This window comes from Micromonospora sp. WMMD1274 (genome assembly GCF_049179035.1).
Classification (GTDB): domain Bacteria; phylum Actinomycetota; class Actinomycetes; order Mycobacteriales; family Micromonosporaceae; genus Micromonospora; species Micromonospora tulbaghiae.
In genome coordinates this window covers 5,023,520-5,044,813 of the sequence record NZ_JBMHMG010000001.1, presented here as the reverse complement: position 1 = coordinate 5,044,813, position 21,294 = coordinate 5,023,520, and the positions used below count along the sequence as shown (strand labels likewise).

25 protein-coding genes are annotated in these 21,294 nt (G+C 73.7%); 10 read left to right on the top strand and 15 right to left on the bottom strand.

Annotation, left to right across the window (positions count from 1 at the left end; genetic code table 11):
• Position 1: 1 nt before the first annotated feature.
• Complete coding sequence (locus tag ACN27D_RS24020; RefSeq protein WP_421501191.1) at positions 2-1,210, bottom strand: class I SAM-dependent RNA methyltransferase; 1,209 nt, start codon at positions 1,208-1,210, stop codon at positions 2-4.
• A gap of 119 nt (positions 1,211-1,329) precedes the next feature.
• Complete coding sequence (locus tag ACN27D_RS24015; RefSeq protein WP_364814459.1) at positions 1,330-3,381, bottom strand: APC family permease; 2,052 nt, start codon at positions 3,379-3,381, stop codon at positions 1,330-1,332.
• 158 nt (positions 3,382-3,539) lie between these two features.
• Here ACN27D_RS24015 and ACN27D_RS24010 point away from each other — a divergent pair, with 158 nt between their 5' ends.
• Together ACN27D_RS24010 and ACN27D_RS24005 are read left to right on the top strand one after the other, a co-directional pair.
• The gene (locus ACN27D_RS24010; RefSeq protein WP_421500036.1) at positions 3,540-4,205 is read left to right on the top strand and encodes a potassium channel family protein; all 666 of its coding nucleotides are present in this window, start codon (positions 3,540-3,542) and stop codon (positions 4,203-4,205) included.
• Between the two features lie 3 nt (positions 4,206-4,208).
• Complete coding sequence (locus ACN27D_RS24005) at positions 4,209-4,898, top strand: potassium channel family protein (RefSeq protein WP_120571020.1); 690 nt, start codon at positions 4,209-4,211, stop codon at positions 4,896-4,898.
• Positions 4,899-4,908: 10 nt separating this feature from the next.
• On the opposite strand, the gene ACN27D_RS24000 is transcribed toward ACN27D_RS24005, so the two are convergent.
• From ACN27D_RS24000 to dut, 4 genes are all read right to left on the bottom strand, one after another.
• Entirely contained in the window at positions 4,909-5,589 is a 681-nt protein-coding gene (locus ACN27D_RS24000; RefSeq protein ID WP_120571021.1) for a DUF3159 domain-containing protein, read from the bottom strand.
• Positions 5,586-5,966 carry an OB-fold nucleic acid binding domain-containing protein gene (locus ACN27D_RS23995; protein ID WP_013284795.1) on the bottom strand — a complete coding sequence of 127 codons (381 nt, stop codon included), beginning with the start codon at positions 5,964-5,966 and terminating at the stop codon, positions 5,586-5,588. Before ACN27D_RS23995 ends, ACN27D_RS24000 begins: the two co-directional genes overlap by 4 nt.
• Before the next feature lie 169 nt (positions 5,967-6,135).
• Complete coding sequence (locus ACN27D_RS23990; RefSeq protein ID WP_421500035.1) at positions 6,136-6,756, bottom strand: DUF3710 domain-containing protein; 621 nt, start codon at positions 6,754-6,756, stop codon at positions 6,136-6,138.
• A 25-nt stretch (positions 6,757-6,781) separates the two neighbouring features.
• Positions 6,782-7,279, bottom strand: a complete 498-nt coding sequence (dut, locus tag ACN27D_RS23985) for a dUTP diphosphatase (RefSeq protein WP_364772276.1) — start codon at positions 7,277-7,279, stop codon at positions 6,782-6,784.
• Positions 7,280-7,364: 85 nt separating this feature from the next.
• Here dut and ACN27D_RS23980 point away from each other — a divergent pair, with 85 nt between their 5' ends.
• Positions 7,365-7,856 (top strand): DUF3093 domain-containing protein, encoded by a 492-nt coding sequence (locus ACN27D_RS23980; protein ID WP_120571024.1) that lies wholly within the window; start codon positions 7,365-7,367, stop codon positions 7,854-7,856.
• 24 nt (positions 7,857-7,880) lie between these two features.
• Here the strand turns inward: ACN27D_RS23980 and ACN27D_RS23975 are convergent, their stop codons facing one another.
• Positions 7,881-8,609, bottom strand: a complete 729-nt coding sequence (locus tag ACN27D_RS23975; protein ID WP_176739835.1) for a hypothetical protein — start codon at positions 8,607-8,609, stop codon at positions 7,881-7,883.
• 292 nt (positions 8,610-8,901) lie between these two features.
• Positions 8,902-9,198, bottom strand: a complete 297-nt coding sequence (locus ACN27D_RS23970; RefSeq protein ID WP_013284790.1) for a DUF4193 domain-containing protein — start codon at positions 9,196-9,198, stop codon at positions 8,902-8,904.
• Between the two features lie 439 nt (positions 9,199-9,637).
• On the opposite strand from ACN27D_RS23970, the gene ACN27D_RS23965 reads away from it, so the two are divergent.
• Entirely contained in the window at positions 9,638-10,153 is a 516-nt protein-coding gene (locus ACN27D_RS23965) for a LytR C-terminal domain-containing protein (protein ID WP_199733148.1), read from the top strand.
• A gap of 69 nt (positions 10,154-10,222) precedes the next feature.
• Here ACN27D_RS23965 and ACN27D_RS23960 read toward each other — a convergent pair whose 3' ends face one another.
• Entirely contained in the window at positions 10,223-11,044 is an 822-nt protein-coding gene (locus ACN27D_RS23960) for an inositol monophosphatase family protein (RefSeq protein ID WP_421500034.1), read from the bottom strand.
• Between the two features lie 287 nt (positions 11,045-11,331).
• On the opposite strand from ACN27D_RS23960, the gene ACN27D_RS23955 reads away from it, so the two are divergent.
• Positions 11,332-12,933, top strand: coding sequence for an RNA polymerase sigma factor (locus ACN27D_RS23955; protein ID WP_121684303.1), 1,602 nt, complete (start codon positions 11,332-11,334; stop codon positions 12,931-12,933).
• Positions 12,934-13,177: 244 nt separating this feature from the next.
• Positions 13,178-13,411: a DUF7455 domain-containing protein gene (locus ACN27D_RS23950; RefSeq protein WP_013284786.1), complete on the top strand. Its 234-nt coding sequence runs from the start codon at positions 13,178-13,180 to the stop codon at positions 13,409-13,411.
• Positions 13,412-13,511: 100 nt separating this feature from the next.
• Here ACN27D_RS23950 and ACN27D_RS23945 read toward each other — a convergent pair whose 3' ends face one another.
• The 3 genes from ACN27D_RS23945 to ACN27D_RS23935 all read right to left on the bottom strand — a co-directional run bounded on the left by ACN27D_RS23945 (position 13,512) and on the right by ACN27D_RS23935 (position 16,335).
• On the bottom strand, positions 13,512-15,233 hold the full coding sequence (locus tag ACN27D_RS23945; protein WP_120573908.1) for a DEAD/DEAH box helicase: 1,722 nt from the start codon (positions 15,231-15,233) through the stop codon (positions 13,512-13,514).
• Between the two features lie 192 nt (positions 15,234-15,425).
• Positions 15,426-16,076: a trimeric intracellular cation channel family protein gene (locus tag ACN27D_RS23940; protein WP_120571027.1), complete on the bottom strand. Its 651-nt coding sequence runs from the start codon at positions 16,074-16,076 to the stop codon at positions 15,426-15,428.
• Positions 16,077-16,116: 40 nt separating this feature from the next.
• Positions 16,117-16,335 (bottom strand): DUF3039 domain-containing protein, encoded by a 219-nt coding sequence (locus ACN27D_RS23935; RefSeq protein WP_013284783.1) that lies wholly within the window; start codon positions 16,333-16,335, stop codon positions 16,117-16,119.
• Positions 16,336-16,423: 88 nt separating this feature from the next.
• Between ACN27D_RS23935 and ACN27D_RS23930 the strand changes: the two genes are divergently transcribed.
• Entirely contained in the window at positions 16,424-17,344 is a 921-nt protein-coding gene (locus ACN27D_RS23930; RefSeq protein WP_421500033.1) for a pseudouridine-5'-phosphate glycosidase, read from the top strand.
• Complete coding sequence (locus ACN27D_RS23925; protein WP_252450662.1) at positions 17,341-18,237, top strand: carbohydrate kinase family protein; 897 nt, start codon at positions 17,341-17,343, stop codon at positions 18,235-18,237. Before ACN27D_RS23930 ends, ACN27D_RS23925 begins: the two co-directional genes overlap by 4 nt.
• Positions 18,238-18,276: 39 nt before the next feature.
• Here the strand turns inward: ACN27D_RS23925 and ACN27D_RS23920 are convergent, their stop codons facing one another.
• On the bottom strand, positions 18,277-18,633 hold the full coding sequence (locus ACN27D_RS23920) for a DUF3099 domain-containing protein (RefSeq protein ID WP_013284780.1): 357 nt from the start codon (positions 18,631-18,633) through the stop codon (positions 18,277-18,279).
• Between the two features lie 106 nt (positions 18,634-18,739).
• On the opposite strand from ACN27D_RS23920, the gene ACN27D_RS23915 reads away from it, so the two are divergent.
• Together ACN27D_RS23915 and ACN27D_RS23910 are read left to right on the top strand one after the other, a co-directional pair.
• Positions 18,740-19,051 (top strand): hypothetical protein, encoded by a 312-nt coding sequence (locus ACN27D_RS23915; RefSeq protein WP_216932656.1) that lies wholly within the window; start codon positions 18,740-18,742, stop codon positions 19,049-19,051.
• Entirely contained in the window at positions 19,041-19,352 is a 312-nt protein-coding gene (locus ACN27D_RS23910) for a hypothetical protein (RefSeq protein WP_121684289.1), read from the top strand. The genes ACN27D_RS23915 and ACN27D_RS23910 overlap by 11 nt, the downstream gene beginning before the upstream one ends.
• A 4-nt stretch (positions 19,353-19,356) precedes the next feature.
• On the opposite strand, the gene ACN27D_RS23905 is transcribed toward ACN27D_RS23910, so the two are convergent.
• Both ACN27D_RS23905 and ACN27D_RS23900 read right to left on the bottom strand, forming a co-directional pair.
• Positions 19,357-20,589: a low temperature requirement protein A gene (locus ACN27D_RS23905; RefSeq protein WP_350814264.1), complete on the bottom strand. Its 1,233-nt coding sequence runs from the start codon at positions 20,587-20,589 to the stop codon at positions 19,357-19,359.
• A gap of 72 nt (positions 20,590-20,661) precedes the next feature.
• A complete protein-coding gene (locus ACN27D_RS23900) occupies positions 20,662-21,246 on the bottom strand; it encodes an HhH-GPD-type base excision DNA repair protein (protein WP_184977128.1) in 585 nt (194 codons plus the stop codon).
• Positions 21,247-21,294: the final 48 nt, after the last annotated feature.

Below are 21,294 nucleotides of genomic sequence, written 5' to 3'. Positions count from 1 at the left end.
GCTAGCCAGGCAGGAACAGGCCCACCAGCTCCACGTGCTGGGTCATCGGGAACAGGTCGAAGCCGCGCAGCGCGGCCAGCCGCCAGCCCGCGTCGGCGAACGTCCGCACGTCCCGGGCGAACGCGGCCGGGTCGCAGGCCACGTACGCGACCGCGCGCGGCCCGGCGGCCGCCACGGCACGGACCACCGGGGCGCCCGCGCCGGAGCGCGGCGGGTCGAGCACGACCAGGTCGACCGGGCCGGTGATCCGCCGCCGGGACAGCGCGGTCTCCACCCGGGCCGCCACCACCTCGACGCCGGCCAGGTCGGCCAGGTTCTCCCGGGCCGCGGCCACGCCGTCCGGCGCCGACTCGACGAGTGTCACCCGGGCGCCGCCGACCCGTCCGGCGAGCGCGGCGGCGAACAGGCCGGCCCCGCCGTACAGGTCCCAGGCCGTCTCGCCCGGCCGCGGGTCGAGCAGGTCGAGGACCGCGCCGGTCAGCGCGTCCGCCGCCGCCGGGTGCACCTGCCAGAACCCGGAGGCGGGCAGCGTGAAGGTCCGCCCGGCCGCCGTCTCCCGGACCCGCTCCGGCCCGCTCACCGCCGTCGGAACCCCGTCGGTGTACGCGACCACGGCGACGTCCCCGCCGGTGCTGGCGACCGTCTCCACCGCGTCGGCGTCCGGCCAGCGGGCGCCGGTGGGCGGGAGCACCGGCAGCTCCTGGATCGCCGGGTGCGCGATCAGGCACCGCTCGATCGGCACCACCTCGTGCGAGCGGTGCTTGAGCAGCCCCGCCCGGCCGGCCGCGTCGACCGCGTAGCGGACCCGGGAACGCCAGCCCAGCGGCCCGCCGGGCAGCGCCTCGACGCGTACGCCGAGCGCGTCGATCCGCTCGGCGGTGAGGCCGCCCAGCCGGGTGAGCTGTTCGCGCACCACCGCCAGCTTCCAGTCGAGCTGGGCGGCCGGGGCGACGTGCTGGAGGTCGCAGCCGCCGCACCGGCCCGGCCGGGCGTACGGGCACGGCGGGGTGACCCGGTCCGGCGAGGCGTCCAGGATCTCCACCGCGTCGGCGCGGGCGAAGCCCCGGTGCAGCTCGGTCACCTCGGCCACGACCCGCTCGCCGGGCAGCGCGTGCCGGACGAAGACCACCTGCCCGCCGACCCGGGCCACGCAGTGCCCGCCGGGCGCGACCGCGTCGACGGTCAGCTCGACCCGCTCGGCCTCCTCCAGCCCGGGCCGGTCCGCCGACGCAGGGCCGGGCCGGTCCGCCGACGCAGGGCCGGGCCGATCCGCCGACGCGGCACCGGGCCGCCCGGCCGGCGACGCAGGCCCAGACCGCTCCACGGCGCTCACGAGCGCTCCTCCCGCTCGGCGGAGGGCGTGGACGCCACCGGCGGCGGCAGCGTGCTCTGCGGCGCCACCCGGGGGCCGCGCGCCGGGCCCCGGCTGAGCGTGGCGTCCAGCCGGTCCAGGTTCTTGCTGGCGGTGGAGGCGAGCTGCCAGGGCACGCTGGTCACCATCACGCCCGGCTCGAACAGCAGCCGGCCCTTGAGCCGCAGCGCGCTCTGGTTGTGCAGCAGGTTCTCCCACCAGCGCCCCACCACGTACTCGGGAATGAAGACGGTGACCACGTCGCGCGGCGACTCCCGGCGCACCGACGCGACGAAGTTCAGGATCGGGCGGGTGATCTCCCGGTACGGGGAGTCGATCACGGTGAGCGGCACCGGCAGCTCGCGGCGCTCCCAGTCGGCCTGGAGGTCGCGGGTGTCCTGCTCGTCCACGTTCACGGTGACCGCGGTGAGCGTGTCCGGCCGGGTGGCCCGGGCGTACGCGACGGCCCGCAGCGTCGGCTTGTGCAGCTTGCTGACGAGCACGATGGCGTGGTTGCGGGCGGGCAGGACGGCCCGCTGCTCGGTCGGCTCCAGCTCCTCGGCGATCCGGTCGTAGTGGCGGCGGATGCCGAGCATCACCACGTACATCACGGCCATCGCGACGATCGCGATCCAGGCGCCGAGCAGGAACTTGGTGGCCAGCACGATGATCAGCACGACGCCGGTCATGACCATGCCGAACGTGTTGATCGCCCGGGAGCGGATCATCCGGCGGCGCGCCTCCGGGTCCCGCTCGCGGCGCAGGTGCCGGTTCCAGTGCCGGATCATGCCGGCCTGGGAGAGCGTGAACGAGACGAACACCCCGACGATGTAGAGCTGGATGAGCTTGGTCACCTCGGCCTGGAAGCCGACGATCAGCACCACCGCGAAGACGGCCAGGAACAGGATGCCGTTGGAGAACGCCAGCCGGTCACCGCGGGTGTGCAGCTGGCGGGGCAGGTAGCGGTCCTGCGCGAGGATCGAGCCGAGCACCGGGAAGCCGTTGAAGGCGGTGTTCGCGGCCAGGAACAGGATCAGCGCGGTCATCCCGGCGACCACGTACAGCAGCACCGAGCCGCCGCCGAAGACGGTCTCGCCGAGCTGGGTGGTGACCGTCTTCTGCACGTACCCGTCCGGGCCGGAGATGATCTGCGTGCGCGGATCCTCGACGAACTGGAGGCCGGTGAGGCGGGCCAGCCAGATGATGCCGACGAGCATGGCCACCGCGATGCCGCCGAGCAGCAGCAGCGTGGTCGCCGCGTTCTTCGACTTCGGGCTCTTGAACGCCGGCACGCCGTTGGAGATCGCCTCCACGCCGGTGAGCGCGGCGCAGCCGGAGGAGAACGTGCGCAGCAGCAGGAACACCAGCGCGAACCCGGTGACGCTGTGCTCGGCCTGGATCTCCAGTCCGGCGCTCGGCGCGCGCAGGTCGTCGCCGAGCACGAAGACGCGGACCAGCCCGGTCAGCAGCATGCCGCCGATCACGATCACGAAGCCGTACGTGGGGATGGCGAAGGCGGTGCCCGACTCGCGCAGGCCGCGCAGGTTGATCGCGGTGAGCAGCACCACCGCGCTGACCGCGATGAGCACCTTGTGGGTGGCCACGAACGGCACCACCGAGCCGAGGTTCGCCACGCCGGAGGAGACCGAGACGGCGACGGTGAGCACGTAGTCGACGAGCAGCGCGCTCGCCACCGCGAGGCCGGCCTTGGGACCGAGGTTGACCGTCGCCACCTCGTAGTCGCCGCCACCGGAGGGGTAGGCGTGCACGTTCTGCCGGTAGCTCGCCACCACAGTCAGCATGACCACGACGACCGCGAGCGCGACCCACGGCGAGAAGATGAACGCCGAGGCGCCGGCGATGGACAGCGTCAGGAGGATCTCGTCCGGGGCGTACGCCACGCTGGAGAGCGCATCCGAGGCGAAGACCGGCAGCGCGATGCGCTTCGGCAGCAGCGTGTGCTGGAGGCGGTCGGACCGGAACGGTCGACCGAGGAGGAGTCGCTTCAGCAGCGAGGTGGGTCGGGCCACAACCGCCAAGCGTACGACCACCGGGTCCGGGGCGCGGGGGTGGTCGATCTCCCCCGCGCGCGGCCGCGCGGTACGGTTCGGTCCCCCGTCCGGCAGAGGGACGTGGCAGGCTCGCAGACGACGGGTCGGCGGGCGGCGCCGTGGGAGGAGCGGACACCGTGCATGTGGTGATCATGGGCTGCGGCCGGGTCGGGGCGACCCTGGCCCACAGCCTGGAGGCGCGTGGCCACTCGGTGGCGGTGATCGACCAGGACGCGGACGCGTTCCGCCGTCTCGGGCCCGACTTCGCCGGCATCACCGTCACCGGCGCCGGCTTCGACGGCGAGGTGCTGCGCCAGGCCGGCATCGAGCGGGCCGACGCGTTCGCGGCGGTGTCCAGCGGCGACAACTCCAACATCATCTCGGCCCGGCTGGCCCGGGAGACGTTCGGCGTGTCCCGGGTGGCGGCCCGCATCTACGACCAGCGTCGCGCCCAGGTCTACGAGCGCCTCGGCATCCCCACCGTGGCGACCGTCCGGTGGACCGCCGACCGGATGCTGCGCCACCTGGTCCCCGAGGGCAACGTGGAGATCTTCCGCGACCCGACGAGCACCGTCTCGATCATCGAGGTGCCGGTGCACAAGGACTGGATCGGCCGGCCGCTGCGGCAGCTGGAGCAGGCCGTCGGCGCCCGGGTCGCCTACCTGAACCGGTTCGGGATCGGCACCCTGCCCACCGCCTCCACGGTGATCCAGGAGGGTGACCAGGTCTACATGCTGGTGACCGACGACATCAACGGCCCGGTCACGTCGGTGGCGGCGGCGCCGCCGGAAGGGGGGCACTGAGCCATGCGGATCGCCATCGCCGGCGCCGGCAACGTGGGCCGCTCGATCGCCCAGGAGCTGATCGACAACGGCCACCAGGTGATGCTGATCGAGCGGCAGCCGAAGATGCTGCGGCCCGACCGGGTGCCGGCCGCCGACTGGGTGCTCGCCGACGCCTGTGAGCTGGCCAGCCTGGAGGAGGCCAACGTGGCCGGGTGCGACGTGGTGGTGGCCGCCACCGGCGACGACAAGGTCAACCTGGTGGTGTCGCTGCTGGCCAAGACCGAGTTCGCGGTGCCCCGCGTGGTGGCCCGGGTCAACCGCGCGGAGAACGAGTGGCTGTTCACCGAGCAGTGGGGCGTGGACGTCGCGGTGAGCAAGCCGCGGGTGATGGCGGCGCTGGTCGAGGAGGCGGTCACCGTCGGCGACCTGGTCCGGCTGATGACGTTCCGGCAGGGCGAGGCGAACCTGGTCGAGATCACGCTGCCGCCGACCGCGCCCTACGTGGGGCAGCCGATCCACGCGGTGCCGATCCCCCGGGACGCGGCGCTGGTGGCGATCGTACGCGGCAAGCGGGTGCTGGTGCCGACGCCGGACGACCCGATCGAGGCCGGCGACGAGCTGGTGTTCGTCTGCACCGCGGCGGTGGAGGACGACGTGCGCGCGGTGATCCTCGGCCCGACGAGCGCGGACCGGCACCGGGACCGCTCCTGAGGCGGCGGCCTCAGGAGCCGGGCAGCGGGGTGGGTGCGGTCTCCCGGGTGACCCGGCGCACCACCCACACCGTGATCAGCAGCAGCAGCGCGTACGGCGGGTAGCCCAGGGCGAGCCGGGCCACGCCGAGCGCGGTGTCCTGGTGGGCCAGGTAGAGCCCGGCCTGTACGCCGACCTTCGCCAGCCACACCACGCCCCAGAGCACGGTGAGCTGGGTGAAGGTGCGCACCAGCTTGGGGTCGTCGCGCCACTCGGAGCGGCCCTTGGCCACCAGCACCGACCAGATCCAGCCGACCAGCGGCTGCCGGATCGCGGCCGACAGCAGCAGCGCCAGGCCGTACCCGATGCCGTAGAGGATGCCCGGCAGGTAGAAGTCGCGCTCGTCGCCGGTGCGCAGCGCCAGCAGCGCGCCGATGCCGACGCCGAACAGCCCGTTGACCGCGTGCCGCACCGGCTTGCGCTGGGCCAGCCGCAGCCCGGCGATCAGCAGCGCGACCGCCACCGAGGCGTACACGGCGGGGCGCAGCTCCCCGATCACGTTGGCGACCACGAAGACCACCACCGGGATGCTCGACTCGACCAGCCCGCGCCATCCGCCGAGCTGGTCGGCCATCTGCTCGGCGAGGCTGGGCAGCCGCTCCTCGTCCTGCGGGCCGAGGCCCGGCGGGGTCTGCTGCTGTCCGGTCGTCACTTCGGCGACTCCAGCTCGTAGTACGGGTTGTAGATCACCTTGCGGTCGTCGCGCACCGCCACCCGGCCGCGCGCGGTCAGGTGCCGGCCCGGCTCGATCCCGGCGATGTGCCGGCGGCCCAGCCAGACCAGTGTCACCACGTCGTTGCCGTCGTAGAGGTCGGCTTCCAGCGTGGGCAGGTTCGTGCGGGGCGTGTAGACGACGGTACGCAGCCGCCCGGCCACCGACACCACCTGACCCCTGTTGCACTGGTGGGCGGGCGTGCCGCCGGACTCGGCGCTCTCCCGGCGCAGCTCCTGCGCCTCGATCTCGGCCTCGCTCGCGGTGAGCCGGTGCAGGAGCCGCCGCAGCGACCCCCGGCTCTCGTCGGTCGTCATGACCTCCGCGTCACCCTCTCCACAGCGGGGCCCCGCGGGCGGCGGAACCGTCCCGCCAGCGTACGCGCAGTGGCCCGCCGGCGGGAGCGGCGCGGCGCGTACCGCCGGCCGGGACCGGACACGCCGCGGGCCCGGCGCGGTTTCGCGCCGGGCCCGTGCACGTCGTGGATCAGACCTCCTGCGCGTCGGCGGCCTGCTGCTCGGCGACCTCGCGGGGCAGCCGCAGCGGCAGCGGCTCGCGCACCGGCTTGGCCTCCTGGCCGCGGTCGACGACCAGGCCGTCCAGGCAGGCCGCGAGCGGGCCGGCGGAGGCCGGGTCGGCGGCGGCCGCGCCCTGGAAGACGCCGCGCACCATCCAGCGCGGGCCGTCGATGCCGACGAACCGCAGGTCGGTCGGCCCGTCCGGAGTACGCACCCGGGCGCGCAGCTCGGGCCCGTGCTCCCCCTCGACCTCCTGGACGGTCGCGCCGTCGCTCACCAGCGACTGGCGGATCTCCTCTCGCACCTCGTCCCAGATGCCCTCGGAACGGGGTGCGGCGAAGACGCCGAGCTGGAGCGCGTTCTGCCCGTGCACCAGCACGACCTGCTGGATCACGCCCTGCTGGTCGGCCTGCACCCGCACCTCGACGTCCGGCACCGCCGGGATCTGCAGGCTGCCCAGGTCGAGGCGAGGCGCCTCGGGCGCCTCGCTGACGTCGTACGGGCCGCGGTCCGGCGCCGACGGGGTCTCCTCGGCGTCGAGGACCCCATTGTCACGCGCCTCGTCGGCCCGCTTCCGGGAGAAGATCACTGCGCCCACCCTCCGCTGTTCACACTCACCCTGCCACCTCTTCGCTCTGCCCGCCGGACGGCGCCGGGACCAGCCCGGCGTGCCCGCCGGTGGACCCGTGCCCGCCCGTGCCACGCCGGGACCCGGGCAGCTCGGCCACCGACCGGAACTCGGCCCGGGCGACCCGCTGGACCACGAGCTGCGCGATGCGGTCGCCCCGGCTGATCTTCGCCGGCGTGTCCCGATCGTGGTTGATCAGGTTGACCAGGATCTCACCCCGGTAGCCGGCGTCGACCGTACCGGGCGCGTTGAGCACCGTCACGCCGAGTCTGGCCGCGAGTCCGGATCGCGGGTGCACCAGCCCGACGTAGCCGTCCGGCAGCGCCACCGCCACGCCGGTGGGCACCAGGGCCCGGCCGCCGGGGGGCAGCTCGACGTCCGCGGCGGCCACCAGGTCCGCCCCGGCGTCGCCGGGATGGGCGTACGCCGGCAGTGGCAGCTCCGGGTCGAGCAGCCGTACGGGCACGGGTACGACGTCTGTCACGGTCATCCTCTTCCGTCCGGTCCTGCGGGGTGCCCCTGCCATCCTGCCGGTTGCCGGGCCGCTCCCGCGCCGTACCCTCGTCTGTGTGCGTCAGTCGTCATCTCCGGCCGCCCCGACGGCCACCGCCGCGCCGTACGCGGAGCGCCTCGGGCTGCCCTGGTGGGCGTGGCCGCTCGGGCTGGCCGCGGCCGTCCTGCTCGCGGTCGAGCTGTGGATGGGCGCGACCGGGGTGCGCGCCTGGCTGCCGTTCGTGCTGCTGATCCCGGCCGCGGTGGCCGCCCTGTGGTGGCTGGGCCGGATCCGGGTCGAGGTGCGCGACGGCGAGCTGCGGGTGGACGACGCCCACCTGCCGGTGCGGTACGTCGCGGACGTGGTGCCGCTGGACGCGGCCGGCCGGCGCGAGGTGCTCGGCGTCGGCTCCGACCCGCTCGCCTTCGTGGTGCAGCGCCCGTGGATCGGCGGCGCCGTGCAGGTGGTGCTGGACGACCCGGCCGACCCGACGCCGTTCTGGGTGGTCAGCACCCGGCACCCGGTCCAGCTGGCGACCGCCCTGCTGGCCGCCCGCGACGCGGCCTGACCTGCTGCCGCCCGGCCCGCACGGTCAGGACGGCGCCTCCGGCAGGGCACGCGCGGTGCGCCGCAGGTCCTTGCGCAGTTGCTCGCCGAGCGCGCGGGTGGCCCGGCGGTTGAGGTACCCGGCCACGGCGGCGCCGGTCAGGAACGGCCCGAGCGTGGTGAGGTTGCGCCCGAAGCGGCGCATCAGGCTGTCCCGCAGTTCGCGGCGGGCGGCGGTGCCGAGCACCGCGCTCACCCCGACGCCCGGCATCATCGGGTTGACCCCCCGCTGGGTGGCCCAGGACTGCACGAGCGCCACGGCACGGCCGGCGCCACCGGCCGGCAGCGGCACCCGGTGGACCTCGTGCAGCTCGCCGATCAGCTTCAGCTCGATCGCCACCACGGCCACCGTCTCGGCGGCCAGCAGCACGGGCGCGGAGAGCAGCGTGGGCGTGACCGCCCACTCGACCGCGGCCACCCCGCCGCCCGCGGCGCCGACCCCGGCGGTGGCGCGGGACGCGTTACGGACCAGCCGGTCGGCGAGCGCGTCGTCGTCCAGGCCGGGGAAGTGCCGCCGCAGCGTGGCGAGGTCGCGGATCGGCACGTGCGGGGCGACCTCGGCGACCGTGTCGGTCATCCAGCGCACCGCGGCACGGGGCTTGAACAGGTCGGTGATCCCCCGGGCCCGGGCCTGCCCGACCAGCCGGGTCAGCAGTTGGCGCCGGCGGGCCGGCGCGATGTCGTCGGCGGTCAGGGCGGCGACGGTGGCACCCAGCTCCTCGGTGTCCGGGCCGGTCGGATCGGGTGTCGTGCCCGCGCCGTCCGGGCCCCTGTCCGATCCGGCCGCTGTGACGTCCGGCCCGGTCGGTGCCGGCCTCGCCGCCGGAGCCGGGGTCCGGTCGGCGCCGGTCCCCTCGCTGCGCTCGCTCACCCGTCCGCCCTCCCGCTCCGCGCGGCGTGGCAGCCGCCCGTAACGAGTCAAGCAGCAATCGGCCGCACGCGCACGGCGGCGGCTCGAACAGCGGCGGCCCCGTCGAGGAGGCCGCCGCTGGTGTCCTCGGTCGGGATCAGACGCACTCGCGGCAGATCAGGTCGCCGTTGCGCTCGACCGCCAGCTGGCTGCGGTGGTGGACCAGGAAGCAGCGGGCGCACCGGAACTCGTCCTGCTGCATCGGGAGGACCTTGACCGTGAGCTCCTCGTCGGCCAGATCGGCGCCGGGCAGCTCGAAGCTCTCGGCCACCTCGGCCTCGTCGACGTCCACGGCGCCCGACTGTGAGTCGACCCGCCGGGCCTTGAGCTCTTCCAGGCTGTCCTCGCCGAGGTCGACCTCGTCGCGACGCGGGGCGTCGTAGTCGGTGGCCATCGGTTTCACTCTCCAATATCGATATTGTCGCTGCCGGTTGTAACGCCGGACGACGCCGTTTCGGTTCCCCTGACCGGCCACCATCTCTGTCGGGCACCCGACCCGACGAGCGGTGGGCCGGGCTCGCCGGTGCGAAATGCCCCCGGTGAGCGCGGAACCTTACCCCCCCTGTGGGCGAGGCATGTATACCGCCCTCGCGGGAGAGATGTACGCCTCTGCGCCCGAAGTTGTTCCCAATGTGACTCAGGCGACACGAAGATAGGGGTAGTCCTACCGGTTCACCGCGTGGCGCGCCGGTATGTCGGACTGTTTCCACGCCTGAGCCGGACAAGCGTTAACCTCAGCGGCGTACTGGACGGCCGACAGGTCGCGGCCCGACCGCGTCGCCCGCCACCACCCAATCACTGTCCGGGGAGCGCCCAGGATGAGTTTTGCGCGAGTGCGGGCACTCGTTGTCGTCGGACTGCTGGCGGTCGTCGCCCTGGTCTTCGTGGTCGTCGCCGTGCTGAAGGACAGCCAGGGCACAGCCGGTACGGCGGCCGCCTGCCCGGACGGCTGGCCGCTGGTCGACCTGCGACTGCGGGAACAGAAGGACGTCAAGATCAACGTCTACAACGCCACCGACGAGGCAGGCCGGGCCGGCAGCGTCGCGGACGACTTCCGCAACCGAAAGTTCCAGGTCAAGAAGGTCGGCAACGAGGCCAAGGCGTTCGACGGCGTGGCCCAGTTGCGGTTCGGGCCCAAGGCCGTGGGCTCGGCGCACCTGCTGCGCGCGTACTTCCTCAACGAGGCCGACCAGAAGTTCGACGCGAACCGCAAGGACGACGTGGTCGACGTGGTCCTGGGCAACCAGTTCCAGCAGCTCGCCACCACCACCGAGGTCAACCAGTCGCTCGGCGACCTGGGCGCGCCGCAGGCGCCGCCCGAGACCTGCCCGATGCCGATCGAGAAGTAGGCGGCGGCGCGACGACGGCACAGGGCGGTCTCCCTCCGGGGAGGCCGCCCTGTCGCGTGTGCGGCGCCGTCACGGCCCGCCGGAGGCGTCCAGGTCGACCAGCCGGTCGTGCAGCGGCCCGTGCAGCGCCGGCGGCGCGGCGAGCACCAGGTCCGGGCCGGGCGGGCGGCCGGACAGGCCGGTCACCAGCAGCCCGGCCTCCCGGGCGACCAGCCCGCCGGCGGCCAGGTCCCAGTCGGCCAGGCCCTTCTCGTAGTACGCGTCCACCCGCCCCTCGGCGGCCAGGCAGAGGTCGAGCGCGGCGGCGCCCATCCGGCGGATGTCCCGGATGTGCGGGATCAGCTCGGTCACCACCCGCGCCTGGTGGGCCCGGCGGCCGGCGTCGTAGCCGAACCCGGTGGCGACGAGCGCCTGCCCGAGGTCGGTGGCGGTGGAGCCGTGCAGCCGCTGCCCGTCGCGCCAGGAGCCGCCGCCCAGCGTCGCGGTCCACTCCTCGCCGGTGACGACGTTGCGGACCACCCCGGCGACCACCTCGCCGGCCACCTCGGCGGCCAGCGAGACGGCGCAGTACGGCAGCCCGTACAGGTAGTTCACGGTTCCGTCGATCGGGTCGAGGATCCAGCGCACGCCGTCGGGGTCGGCGGGGCCGGTCTCGCCCGCGCCGTACTCCTCGCCCAGCACCGCGTCGCCGGGCCGCCGCTGCCGCAGCGCGGCGACCACCTGCCGTTCCACCGCCCGGTCGGCGGCGGTGACCACGTCGGTCACAGTGCTCTTGGTCGCGGCCACCGAGACGCCCTCGACCCGCATCCGGTACGCGGTGGCGGCGGCCTCCCGGGCCACGTCGACAGCGATCGTGAGCAACTCCCGCGCCGTGGGCGTCGAGGTGATCATGTCTCTCCCCTTCCGGCACGATCGGGACCGGCCGTCTCGTGCGCGGGTATCATCCTTACAAAGTCCACATCTGCGCCGAATCTGCGGTCCCGGACCGCAGGTCCGCCGTGCGGCGCGGGATGATCGCGGCAGACGGCGTTACAATTCACCCTGCCCCACGCGCCACGGACCGCCAGCGACCGGACGGCCCGGGACACGGGGGTCCTCAACGACTCGCCCGGCGCGGCCGTCCCATGCTGCGCCGGACGACCCGGCCGTGCTCGCTCTTTCGCCTCCGGAAGGTCTTCGTGACAGATCCCCGCCAGACCGGCGCCGACGTTCGCTCGCTCACCGACACCCTGATCGCCCACGCGCAGAGCGCCGGCGGCCAGCTCACGTCGGCCCAGCTCGCGCGCACCGTCGAGTCCGCTGAGGTGACCCCGGCCCAGGCCAAGAAGATCCTCCGCGCGCTCTCCGAGGCGGGCGTGACGGTGGTGGTGGACGGCTCGGCGAGCACCCGCCGCCGCGTCGCCGCCGCCCGGTCCGCCACCCCGGCCTCCCGCGCCACCACCGCCAAGACCACCAAGAAGGCCGCCGCGCCCGCCCCGAAGCAGGCGCCCGCCGCCGACGAGTCGCCCGCACCGGCCCCCCGGAAGGCGACCGCGCGCAAGGCCACCACCGCCGACGTGGCCAAGGCCGCGGCCCCGGCGAAGGCCACCAAGGCGACCCGCGCCACCAAGGCCACGGTGGCGGCGAAGACCGCCGCGGCCAAGCCGGCCAAGGCCGGCGGCAAGGCCGAGGGCCCCGACGGTGAGATCGACCCGGAGGAGCTGGCCGCCGAGATCGAGGACGTGGTGGTCGAGGAGCCGGCCGAGCTGACCCAGGCCGCCGAGGCCGACGCGGCCAGCTCCGCCACCGACAACGACTTCGAGTGGGACGACGAGGAGTCCGAGGCGCTCAAGCAGGCGCGCCGGGACGCCGAGCTGACCGCCTCCGCCGACTCCGTGCGGGCGTACCTGAAGCAGATCGGCAAGGTGCCGCTGCTCAACGCCGAGCAGGAGGTCGAGCTGGCCAAGCGGATCGAGGCCGGCCTCTACGCCGCCGAGCGGCTGCGCGCCGCCGACGAGGGCGAGGAGAAGCTGGTCCGCGACCTCCAGCGCGACCTGATGTGGATCTCCCGGGACGGCGAGCGGGCCAAGAACCACCTGCTGGAGGCGAACCTCCGCCTGGTGGTCTCGCTGGCCAAGCGCTACACCGGTCGCGGCATGGCCTTCCTCGACCTCATCCAGGAAGGCAACCTCGGCCTCATCCGCGCCGTCGAGAAGTTCGACTACACCAAGGGCTACAAGTTCTCCACCTACGCCACCTGGTGGATCCGCCAGGCCATCACCCGCGCCATGGCCGACCAGGCCCGCACCATCCGCATCCCGGTGCACATGGTCGAGGTGATCAACAAGCTCGGCCGGATCCAGCGCGAGCTGCTCCAGGACCTGGGCCGCGAGCCCACCCCGGAGGAGCTGGCCAAGGAGATGGACATCACACCGGAGAAGGTGCTGGAGATCCAGCAGTACGCCCGGGAGCCCATCTCGCTCGACCAGACCATCGGCGACGAGGGTGACAGCCAGCTCGGCGACTTCATCGAGGACTCCGAGGCGGTCGTCGCGGTCGACGCGGTGTCGTTCTCGCTGCTGCAGGACCAGCTCCAGCAGGTCCTCCAGACGCTGTCCGAGCGTGAGGCGGGCGTGGTGCGGCTGCGTTTCGGCCTCACCGACGGCCAGCCGCGCACTCTGGACGAGATCGGCCAGGTGTACGGCGTGACCCGGGAACGCATCCGGCAGATCGAATCCAAGACCATGTCCAAGTTGCGGCACCCCTCGCGTTCCCAGGTGCTCCGCGACTACCTGGACTGACCGCGCACGTCAACAAATCGTGCCGGTTTGATCACCAGCCGTACAACACTCTTTGGTGATCGGTCGGTTGCCTGTTTGTGATCGTTGACGTGGCACCCTTGGTGCACGGCACACTGTCCTCCACGCCAGGTGTGACCTCGGTCCCCCGCGGGCACACAGGGAAGGCAGGGCCCGAGATGGGTGTTGCACGATAGGTGAGCAACCGAAGAGAGTGTTCATCGGTGACGACCAGAGGAGGAAGGCGATGACCCCGACCCTCACGCCGCCGCCCGAGACGGTGAGCCCCCCGGCCGCCGATGAACGGTGCGACCGCTGCAATGCTGCCGGCAAGCTCCGGATCACTCTGGCGGGTGGGAGCGAGCTGGTGTTCTGTGGGCACCACGCGAACAAGTACGCGGAGGATCTCGTGAAGATCACCGTGCGCTACGCGTCGGACCCGGAGTTCAGCTGGCGTGGCGCCGATCTGATGGCGAACTGAGGTCCGACAGGAAGTCCATAACCCGACATGACCGGCCGGAGGCACCCGCAAGGGGAGCCTCCGGCCGGTTTTTCGTGTCCGGTGCGACCCGGCCGACCCGTCAGAGGGTCTGCACGGTGGCGATGCGCTCCTCGAGCTGCTCGATGGTGGCCTGCGCGCTGGGCGGGCCGCCGCAGATCCGGCGCAGCTCGGCATGGATCTTGCCGTGCGGCTGGCCGGTGTGGTGGTGCCGGGCGGCCACCAGGGCGTTCAGCTGCCGCCGTAGCGCCACGCGGCGCTGGGCGGCACTCATCGGTGGGGGCGCCGCCGCCGGGGCCGCAGCGGCCGGCTCAGCGGTCCGCTGGGCGGCCCGGCGCTTCTGCGCGGCGAGTTGCTCGGCCTGCCGCTTGGTGAGCAGCAGCGAGACCTGGTCGGCGGTGAGCAGCCCGGGCAGGCCGAGGTATTCCTCCTCCTCCGGCGTGCCGGCCTGGGCGGCGGTGCCGAAGGAGGCCCCGTCGAAGATCACCTGGTCCAGCTCGGCGGTCGCGGAGAGCGCGGCGAAACGCTTCTCCAGTTCCCCGCTGGCGCCGTCGTCGCGCTGGGCGCGCTCCAGCAGGTCGTCGTCGAAGCCCTCGCGGTCCTTCGGCTTGCCGAGCACGTGGTCCCGCTCGGCCTCCATCTCGCTGGCGAGCCCGAGCAGGTGCGGCACGCTGGGCAGGAAGACCGACGCGGTCTCGCCGGAGCGGCGGGCCCGGACGAACCGGCCGATCGCCTGCGCGAAGTACAGCGGGGTGCTGGCGCTCGTCGCGTACACGCCGACGGCGAGCCGGGGGATGTCGACGCCCTCGGACACCATCCGCACCGCGACCAGCCACCGTTGCTGTGAGGCGGCGAACGTCGCGATCCGCGCGGACGCGCCCTGGTCGTCGGAGAGCACCACGGCGGCCTTCTCACCGGTCACCTGCTCCAGCAGCTTCGCGTACGAGCGGGCCACCTGCTGGTCGCTGGCGATGACCAGGCCGCCCGCGTCGGGCATGCCGTTGGCCCGCAGCACGCTGAGCCGGGCGTCGGCGGCGCGCAGCACCTGCGGCATCCAGTCGCCGGCCGGGTCGAGCGCGGTACGCCACGCCTGGGCGATCAGGTCCTGCGTCATCGGCTCGCCGAGGCGGGCGGCCAGTTCCTCGCCGGCGTTGGTGCGCCACCGGGTCTCCCCCGAGTACGCCAGAAACAGCACCGGCCGGACCACGCCGTCGCGCAGCGCGTCGGAGTAGCCGTAGACCGAGTCGGCGCGGGAGCGCAGCAGCCCGTCGCCGCCACGCTCGTAGCTGACGAACGGGATCGGGTTGTCGTCGGAGCGGAACGGCGTACCGGTGAGCATCAGCCGGCGTACCGCGGGCTCGAACGCCGCCTTCACACCGTCGCCCCAGGTACGGGAGTCGCCGGCGTGGTGGATCTCGTCGAGGATGACGAGCGTGCGGCGGGTCATGGTGCGGCGCCGGTGCACCTGCGGCGCCATGCCCACCTGGGCGTAGGTGACCACCGCGCCGTGGAAGTCGGCCGCGGAGTGCAGGTCGGCGTTGCGGAACGCGGCGTCGAGCTGGATGCCGACCCGGGCGGCGGCCTGCGCCCACTGGGTCTTGAGGTGCTCGGTCGGCGCGACCACGGTGACCGCCTCGACGCTGCCGTCGGCGAGCAGCTCGGCGGCGATGCGCAGCGCGAACGTGGTCTTACCGGCGCCGGGCGTGGCGACCGCGGTGAAGTCCTCGGTCCGGCGGCGCAGGTATTCCACGAGCGCCTTGCGTTGCCACGCGCGCAGGGGCGGGAACGTGTCGAGCGCCGGCATCCGCGGTGGCACGCGTAGCTCCTCTCCGCCGCGGACGGCGGCGGGCCCGACCGGGGCCACGGGAGCCGCCGCCCATGAAAACGCCCTCGCGCATCCGGTGCCGCGAAGGCCGGGGTCAGCATAACCAGCGCGGGCCGTACGCCCCACTCGACGCCACGCCTGTCACATCCGCCCACCCCGGCGCACGGCGGGTCAGGGCAGTGGTCCCCGGGTGCCGGTGCGCGGCGGCCGCATCGTCGCCACCGGTGCGGACCAGCGGCGGCGCAGCGCGATCAGGCGCAGCCCGAACACGAACATCGCGGCGCCGGTGAGCGGCACGGCGGTGGCCTGTCCGCACGCCGACAGCAGCGCCACCGCGATCGAACCGGCGAGCGCGGCCAGCGCGTAGATCTCGCGGCGCAGCACCACCGGGATCTCGCCGGTGAGCAGGTCCCGGCCCAGCCCGCCGCCGATCGCGGTGAGCATGCCGATCATGCAGGCGCCGACGGCCGGGACGGCGGCGTCGAGGGCCTTGAGCGTGCCGGTGACGGTGAACAGGCCGAGGCCGGCGGCGTCGAGCACCAGCACCGTGGTGCGCAGCCGGGCGAGCTGGGGGTGCAGCCAGAACACGGCCGCGGCGACGACTGCGGCGGTGGCGGCGTAGCGCCAGTCGGCGAACGCCAGCGGGGGTACCTCGTCGATCGCCAGGTCACGGAAGATGCCGCCGCCGAGCGCGGCGACCACGCCGACGAAGACCACCCCGAACAGGTCGAGCCGTTTCGCCACCGCCGCGGAGGCGCCGGAGGCGGCGAAGACCGCCACGCCGGTCAGATCGGCGAGCAGAAGGGGGGTGGAGGTGGTCACCGCCGCAGGTTACGTCCAGGGGCGGCGGAGCCGCCCGGGATCACTCGGCGTACGAGTCGTAGATCTCCTTGCACTTCGGGCACACCGGCGAGCCCGGCTTGGCCGCCTTGGTGACCGGGAACGTCTCGCCGCAGAGCGCGACCACGTAGGTGCCCATGACGGCACTCTCGGCGATCTTCTCCTTGCGGACGTAGTGGAACATCTCCGGACCAGTGTCGGCGTCCTTCAGCTCGGGACGCTCGAGAACCTCTGTGCTCACGACTACACCTCCGGCGTTCCAGTTTTGCAGGTCGGTCCGCCCCGGTCCACCTGGGCCCCGGCCGGAGGCGGCCCGTACGGTAGCCGACGTGACCAACTTTCACATCAGTCTCGGTAGTGAGGTGGCCGACGCCCTGCGGGACGGCCGCCCGGTCGTGGCGTTGGAGAGCACGATCGTCTCGCACGGGCTGCCCCGGCCGGACAACCTGCGCGTGGCGCGCGAGATCGAACAGGCCGTACGGGACGCGGGGGCGGTGCCGGCCACCATCGGCATGGTCGCCGGCAGGCTGCGGGTCGGGCTGGACGACGACCAGCTCACCCGGCTCGCCACCGTCGACGGCGTGAGCAAGCTCTCGGTCCGCGACCTGGCCCCGGCGGCGGCCACCGGAGCGGACGGCGCCACCACCGTCGCGGCCACGAGCGCGGTCGCGGCGGCGGCCGGGATCGGCGTGTTCGCCACCGGCGGGCTCGGCGGCGTGCACCGCGAGGCGGCGCAGACGTTCGACGAGTCGGCCGATCTGGTCACGCTGGCCCGGACGCCGATCGCCGTGGTCTGCGCCGGGGTGAAGTCGATCCTCGACGTGGGGGCCACGCTGGAGCGGCTGGAGACGCTCGGGGTGGCCGTGGTCGGCTACCGCACCCGCCGATTCCCCGGCTTCTACCTCACCGACGCGGGCTTCGACCTGGACTGGTCGGTCGAGTCGCCGGAGCAGGTGGCCGACGTGCTGGCCGCCCGCGCGGCGCACGGCGTGCACCACGGCGGCCTGGTGGTGGCCAACCCGCTGCCCGCCGACGAGCAGCTCGACCCGGCGCTGCACGACCGCACGCTCGCCGAAGGACTGGCGGCGCTGGCCCGCGAGGGGATCACCGGCAAGGCGGTCACCCCGTTCCTGCTGTCGCACTTCCACTCCGCGACCGAGGGCGCGAGCCTGGCGGTGAACGTCCGGATCATCCTGCGCAACGCCGATCTCGCGGCCCGGATCGCGGTCGCCGCGGCGACCACCTCATGAGCGGGAGGCCGCGCATCGTCGTCGTCGGCGACGTGATCACCGACGTGCTCGCGGTGCTGTCCGGGCCGCTGGCGACCGGCTCGGACACGGCGGCCGGGATCCGGTTCAGCGGCGGCGGGCAGGCGGCGAACACCGCGGCCTGGCTCGCCGGGCAGGGCGCGGCGGTGACGCTGGTCGCCGCCGTGGGCGACGACGAGACCGGCCGGGAGCGGGTGGCCGAGCTGACCCGGATCGGTGTCGAGTGCGCGGTGGAGCGGCACGAGGGCTACCCGACCGGCACCGTCATCGTGCTCGCCCACGACGGGGAGCGCACGATGATCAGCCAGCGGGGCGCGAACCTGCGGCTGACCGCCGGGCACGTGGACGCGGCGCTGGCCGCCGCGCCCGACGCCGGGCATCTGCACCTGTCCGCGTACACCCTGTTGGACGTCGGGTCGCGCGGCGCCGGCCTGCGCGCGCTGGCCGCGGCCCGCGAGCGCGGGCTGACCGTCAGCGTCGACGCGGCGTCCGCGGCGCCGCTGCGGCGCGTCGGCGGGGCGTTCCTGACCTGGGTACGCGACGTCGACCTGCTGCTGGTCAACACGGACGAGGCGACGGTGCTGGCCGGCGGGCTGGACCCGGCGGCGCAGGCGCGGGCGCTCACAGCGGTGGCGCACCGGGTGGTGGTCAAGCGCGGCGCGGCGGGCGCGGTGTGGGTGGAGCGCGGCGGTGTGGTGGAGTTCGCGCCCGCGCCCGGGGTGGACGTGGTGGACGTGACCGGCGCAGGGGACGCGTTCGCGGCCGGGCTGCTCACCGCGTGGCTGGCCGGCGCCGACCCGCGTGCCGCGCTGGCCCGGGCCGGTGACCTGGGCGCGCTCGCCGTGACGACAGTGGGTGCCCGCCCGGCGCCGTGACGCCGGCGGCCGGTCCGGGCGGCGCTCCGCCCGGGCCGGTCAGGGCTCGGCGTCGATGATCTTGTGCGGATTCTCCTCGGCGGTGAGGGCCGTGGGCGCGGGCTCCTCGCGGCGCCGGTTCTGGAACCGGTTCGCCAGGCGGTGCTCCTCCTTGGGCGGCCGGTCGTTCGCCAGCAGCACCGCCAGCCAGGGCACGAGCACCATGCCGAGCGCGCACAGCGGCAGCCAGAGCCAGAGCAGCGGTGCCTTCGCGCCGACCAGGATCGCGCCGGCCACCAGACACGCGACCCGGATGGCCATCATCAGCACGTAACGCTTCTGCCGGCTGTTGAGCTGGTCGTCCTGGCTGCGCGGGGCGTCGGTGATCAGTATCGGCTGGTACGCCTGACGCTTCACCACGGACCTCCTACGAGGGGATAGGGCCCATCCTGTCACTCCGGACGGATGATCGGCGAAAATCGTGACAGCCCGGTACGTGTTACGTGCGTGGTACGCTCCGCCCGTGGCCAACCGGTTCAGCTTCACCGACGAGGCGCTGGCGAACCTGCGGGTCTACGACGTCACACCCGGGGAAGTCTGGGAGGCCCTGCACAGCAACCGCCGGGTCATCCGCCACCTCGGGGACGACGTCATGGTGGTCTACGCCACCGACCACCGCGGCCGGCGGCTCGCCGTGCTGCTGGCCGAGGCCGACGGCACCGACAACGACTGGGACATCCTCTCCGCCCGCGAGCTGAGCGACGTCGAGGCCAAGCGCTACGACGAGGCGGTGCGGAACTCACGCCGACGAGGAGGCGGTCACGATGCACCGTGACGAGGCGACCAAGCGGTTCCACTCCGGAGGCGACGCGTTCGCCGACCTGATCGACGACACGTCACCGGCGCAGCTGCCCACCCCCGACACCGACGTGCCGATGGTCAGCCGGTCGGTCCGGCTCCCGCTGGAGACGTACGAGCGGGTCCGCGCCGCCGCCGACGCGCGCGGCATCGGGGTGACCACACTGATGCGGCAGTGGATCGAGGCCGGCCTGGCCGACCTGGACGACTCGGCCACCGTCTCGCTGGCCGACGTACGCCGCGCGCTGGCGTCGCTGTCCCGCCCGACCGCCGCCTGACGACTCACGCCTCCGGGCCGGCCTCGTCGAGCATCTCCCGCCCGATCGGTGAGGCGGAGGGCTCCGGCGGCCGGTGCCAGGCCCGGCGGGCGTCGGCGAACGCGACCAGCGCCAGCACGAGAGCCACCGCGCCGAGCGCGAACATCGCCGGCACGGCCGCCAACGCGGGCAGGAGCAGCACCAGGGCGAGCAGCCCGACCAGCCGGGGGCGGGACACCCGGCCGAAGATCTCGTACTCGAACCGGGACCGGGCGGCCAGGAACAGCGCCGGGCCGCCCGCCACGAAGACCAGCCAGTTCGGCTGAACCGTGTCGTACGGGTGGGCGATGACCAGCTCGTAGCCGACAGCGGCGCCGATCACGCCGAGCACCATGAACAGGTGGGTCTGCGCGGCCGACTCGGCCAGCCGCCCCGGCGTGCCGGCCATCCGCAACGCCTCCGCCAGCAGGTGACCGGCCCGGTAGAAGTAGATGCGCCAGAGCAGCGCCGTGATCACGAACGAGATCGCGAACGCCACCGCAGCCTCACCGGAGAACTCCTTCCCGCTGTACGTCACGCCGATCACCAGGATCGACTCCCCCAACGCGATGAGGAAGATCTGCTGGTAGCGCTCGGCGAGGTGTTCCCCGGCGACGAGCCACTGCCGGATACGCGACGCCCCGATCCACGGCAGCGGCCAGCCCAGGAACGTGCCGAGGTGATCCACCGCCAGCGCGACGACCCACAGCGCCAGGCGGGGACCGGGCATCAGGGCGCCGGCGAGCCACAGCGGGGCGCTGGCCACCGCCCAGGCGGCCAGCCGCACCGGGACCAGACGCCGCGGGTGGCCGCGCAACGCCACCGCGATCAGCAGCGGCCGGCCGACCATCACCACCACGTACGCGAGCGCGAACGGCAGCGCCCGCTCCTCCAGGGCGCGGGGCAGCGTCACGCCCAGCACCAGGCTGCCGAACATGGTGCCGACCACCACGACCTGGATGACGACGCGCTCCGGCTCGTACCGGCTGGTCACCCAGGTGGTGATCGTCCAGACCTGCCACAGCACCATGAACAGCAGCAGGGTCTTGCCCACTTCGGCGGCCACCGCGCCGGCGGAGCCGTCGAGGCCGTTGATCAGCCGCTGGGAGACCCGGGTCAGCGCGAACACGAAGACCAGGTCGAAGAAGAGCTCCAGGAACGTGGCCCGCCCGGGACTGGACGCGGTACGCAGCAGCGCCCCGCCCCGCTGCTCGGTCATCGTCCGCTCCCGTCCCCCGTCCTGGCGACCAACGACAGCGGCGACGGGCCGGTTGCGGCGGCGGGCGGCGGATCAGCCCTTCGCGGCCTTCGCCTCCGCCTTCATCCGCTGCTTGAACTCGCGTACCCGGCGCAGCGACTCCGGATCGGTCACGTCCGCGACCGACCGGTGGGCGTCCGCGTCGCCGTAGTCACCGGCCGCCTCGCGCCAGCCGTCCGGGGTGATCCCGAACCGCTTGCCGAGCAGCGCGACGAAGATCTGCGCCTTCTGCCGGCCGAACCCGGGCAGCTCACCCACCCGGCGCAGCAGTTCCCGGCCGTCGGTCACGTCGGACCAGAGCCGGGCCGGGTCGCCGTCGTAACGCTCCACGAGCGCCCGGCACACCTCCTGCACACGGGCCGCCATCGCCTTGGGAAAGCGGTGCAGCGCGGGCGGCCGGGCGAAGATCTCCACCAGCGCCTCCGGGTCGTACCCGGCCAGTTCCGCGGCGTCGGGCTCGTGGCCGAGCCGCTGCGCCAGCACGTACGGGGAGGAGAACGCCTTCTCCATCGGCACCTGCTGGTCCAGCACCATGCCGAGGAGCAGGGCCAGCGGGCTGCGCGCCAGCAGTTCGTTCGCCTGCGGGTCGATGGGCAGTGACAGCGTCATGGGAACCATCCTGCCGCCCCGCCCGCCGGTCGCGGGCGCCGACTCCCCGACGACGGC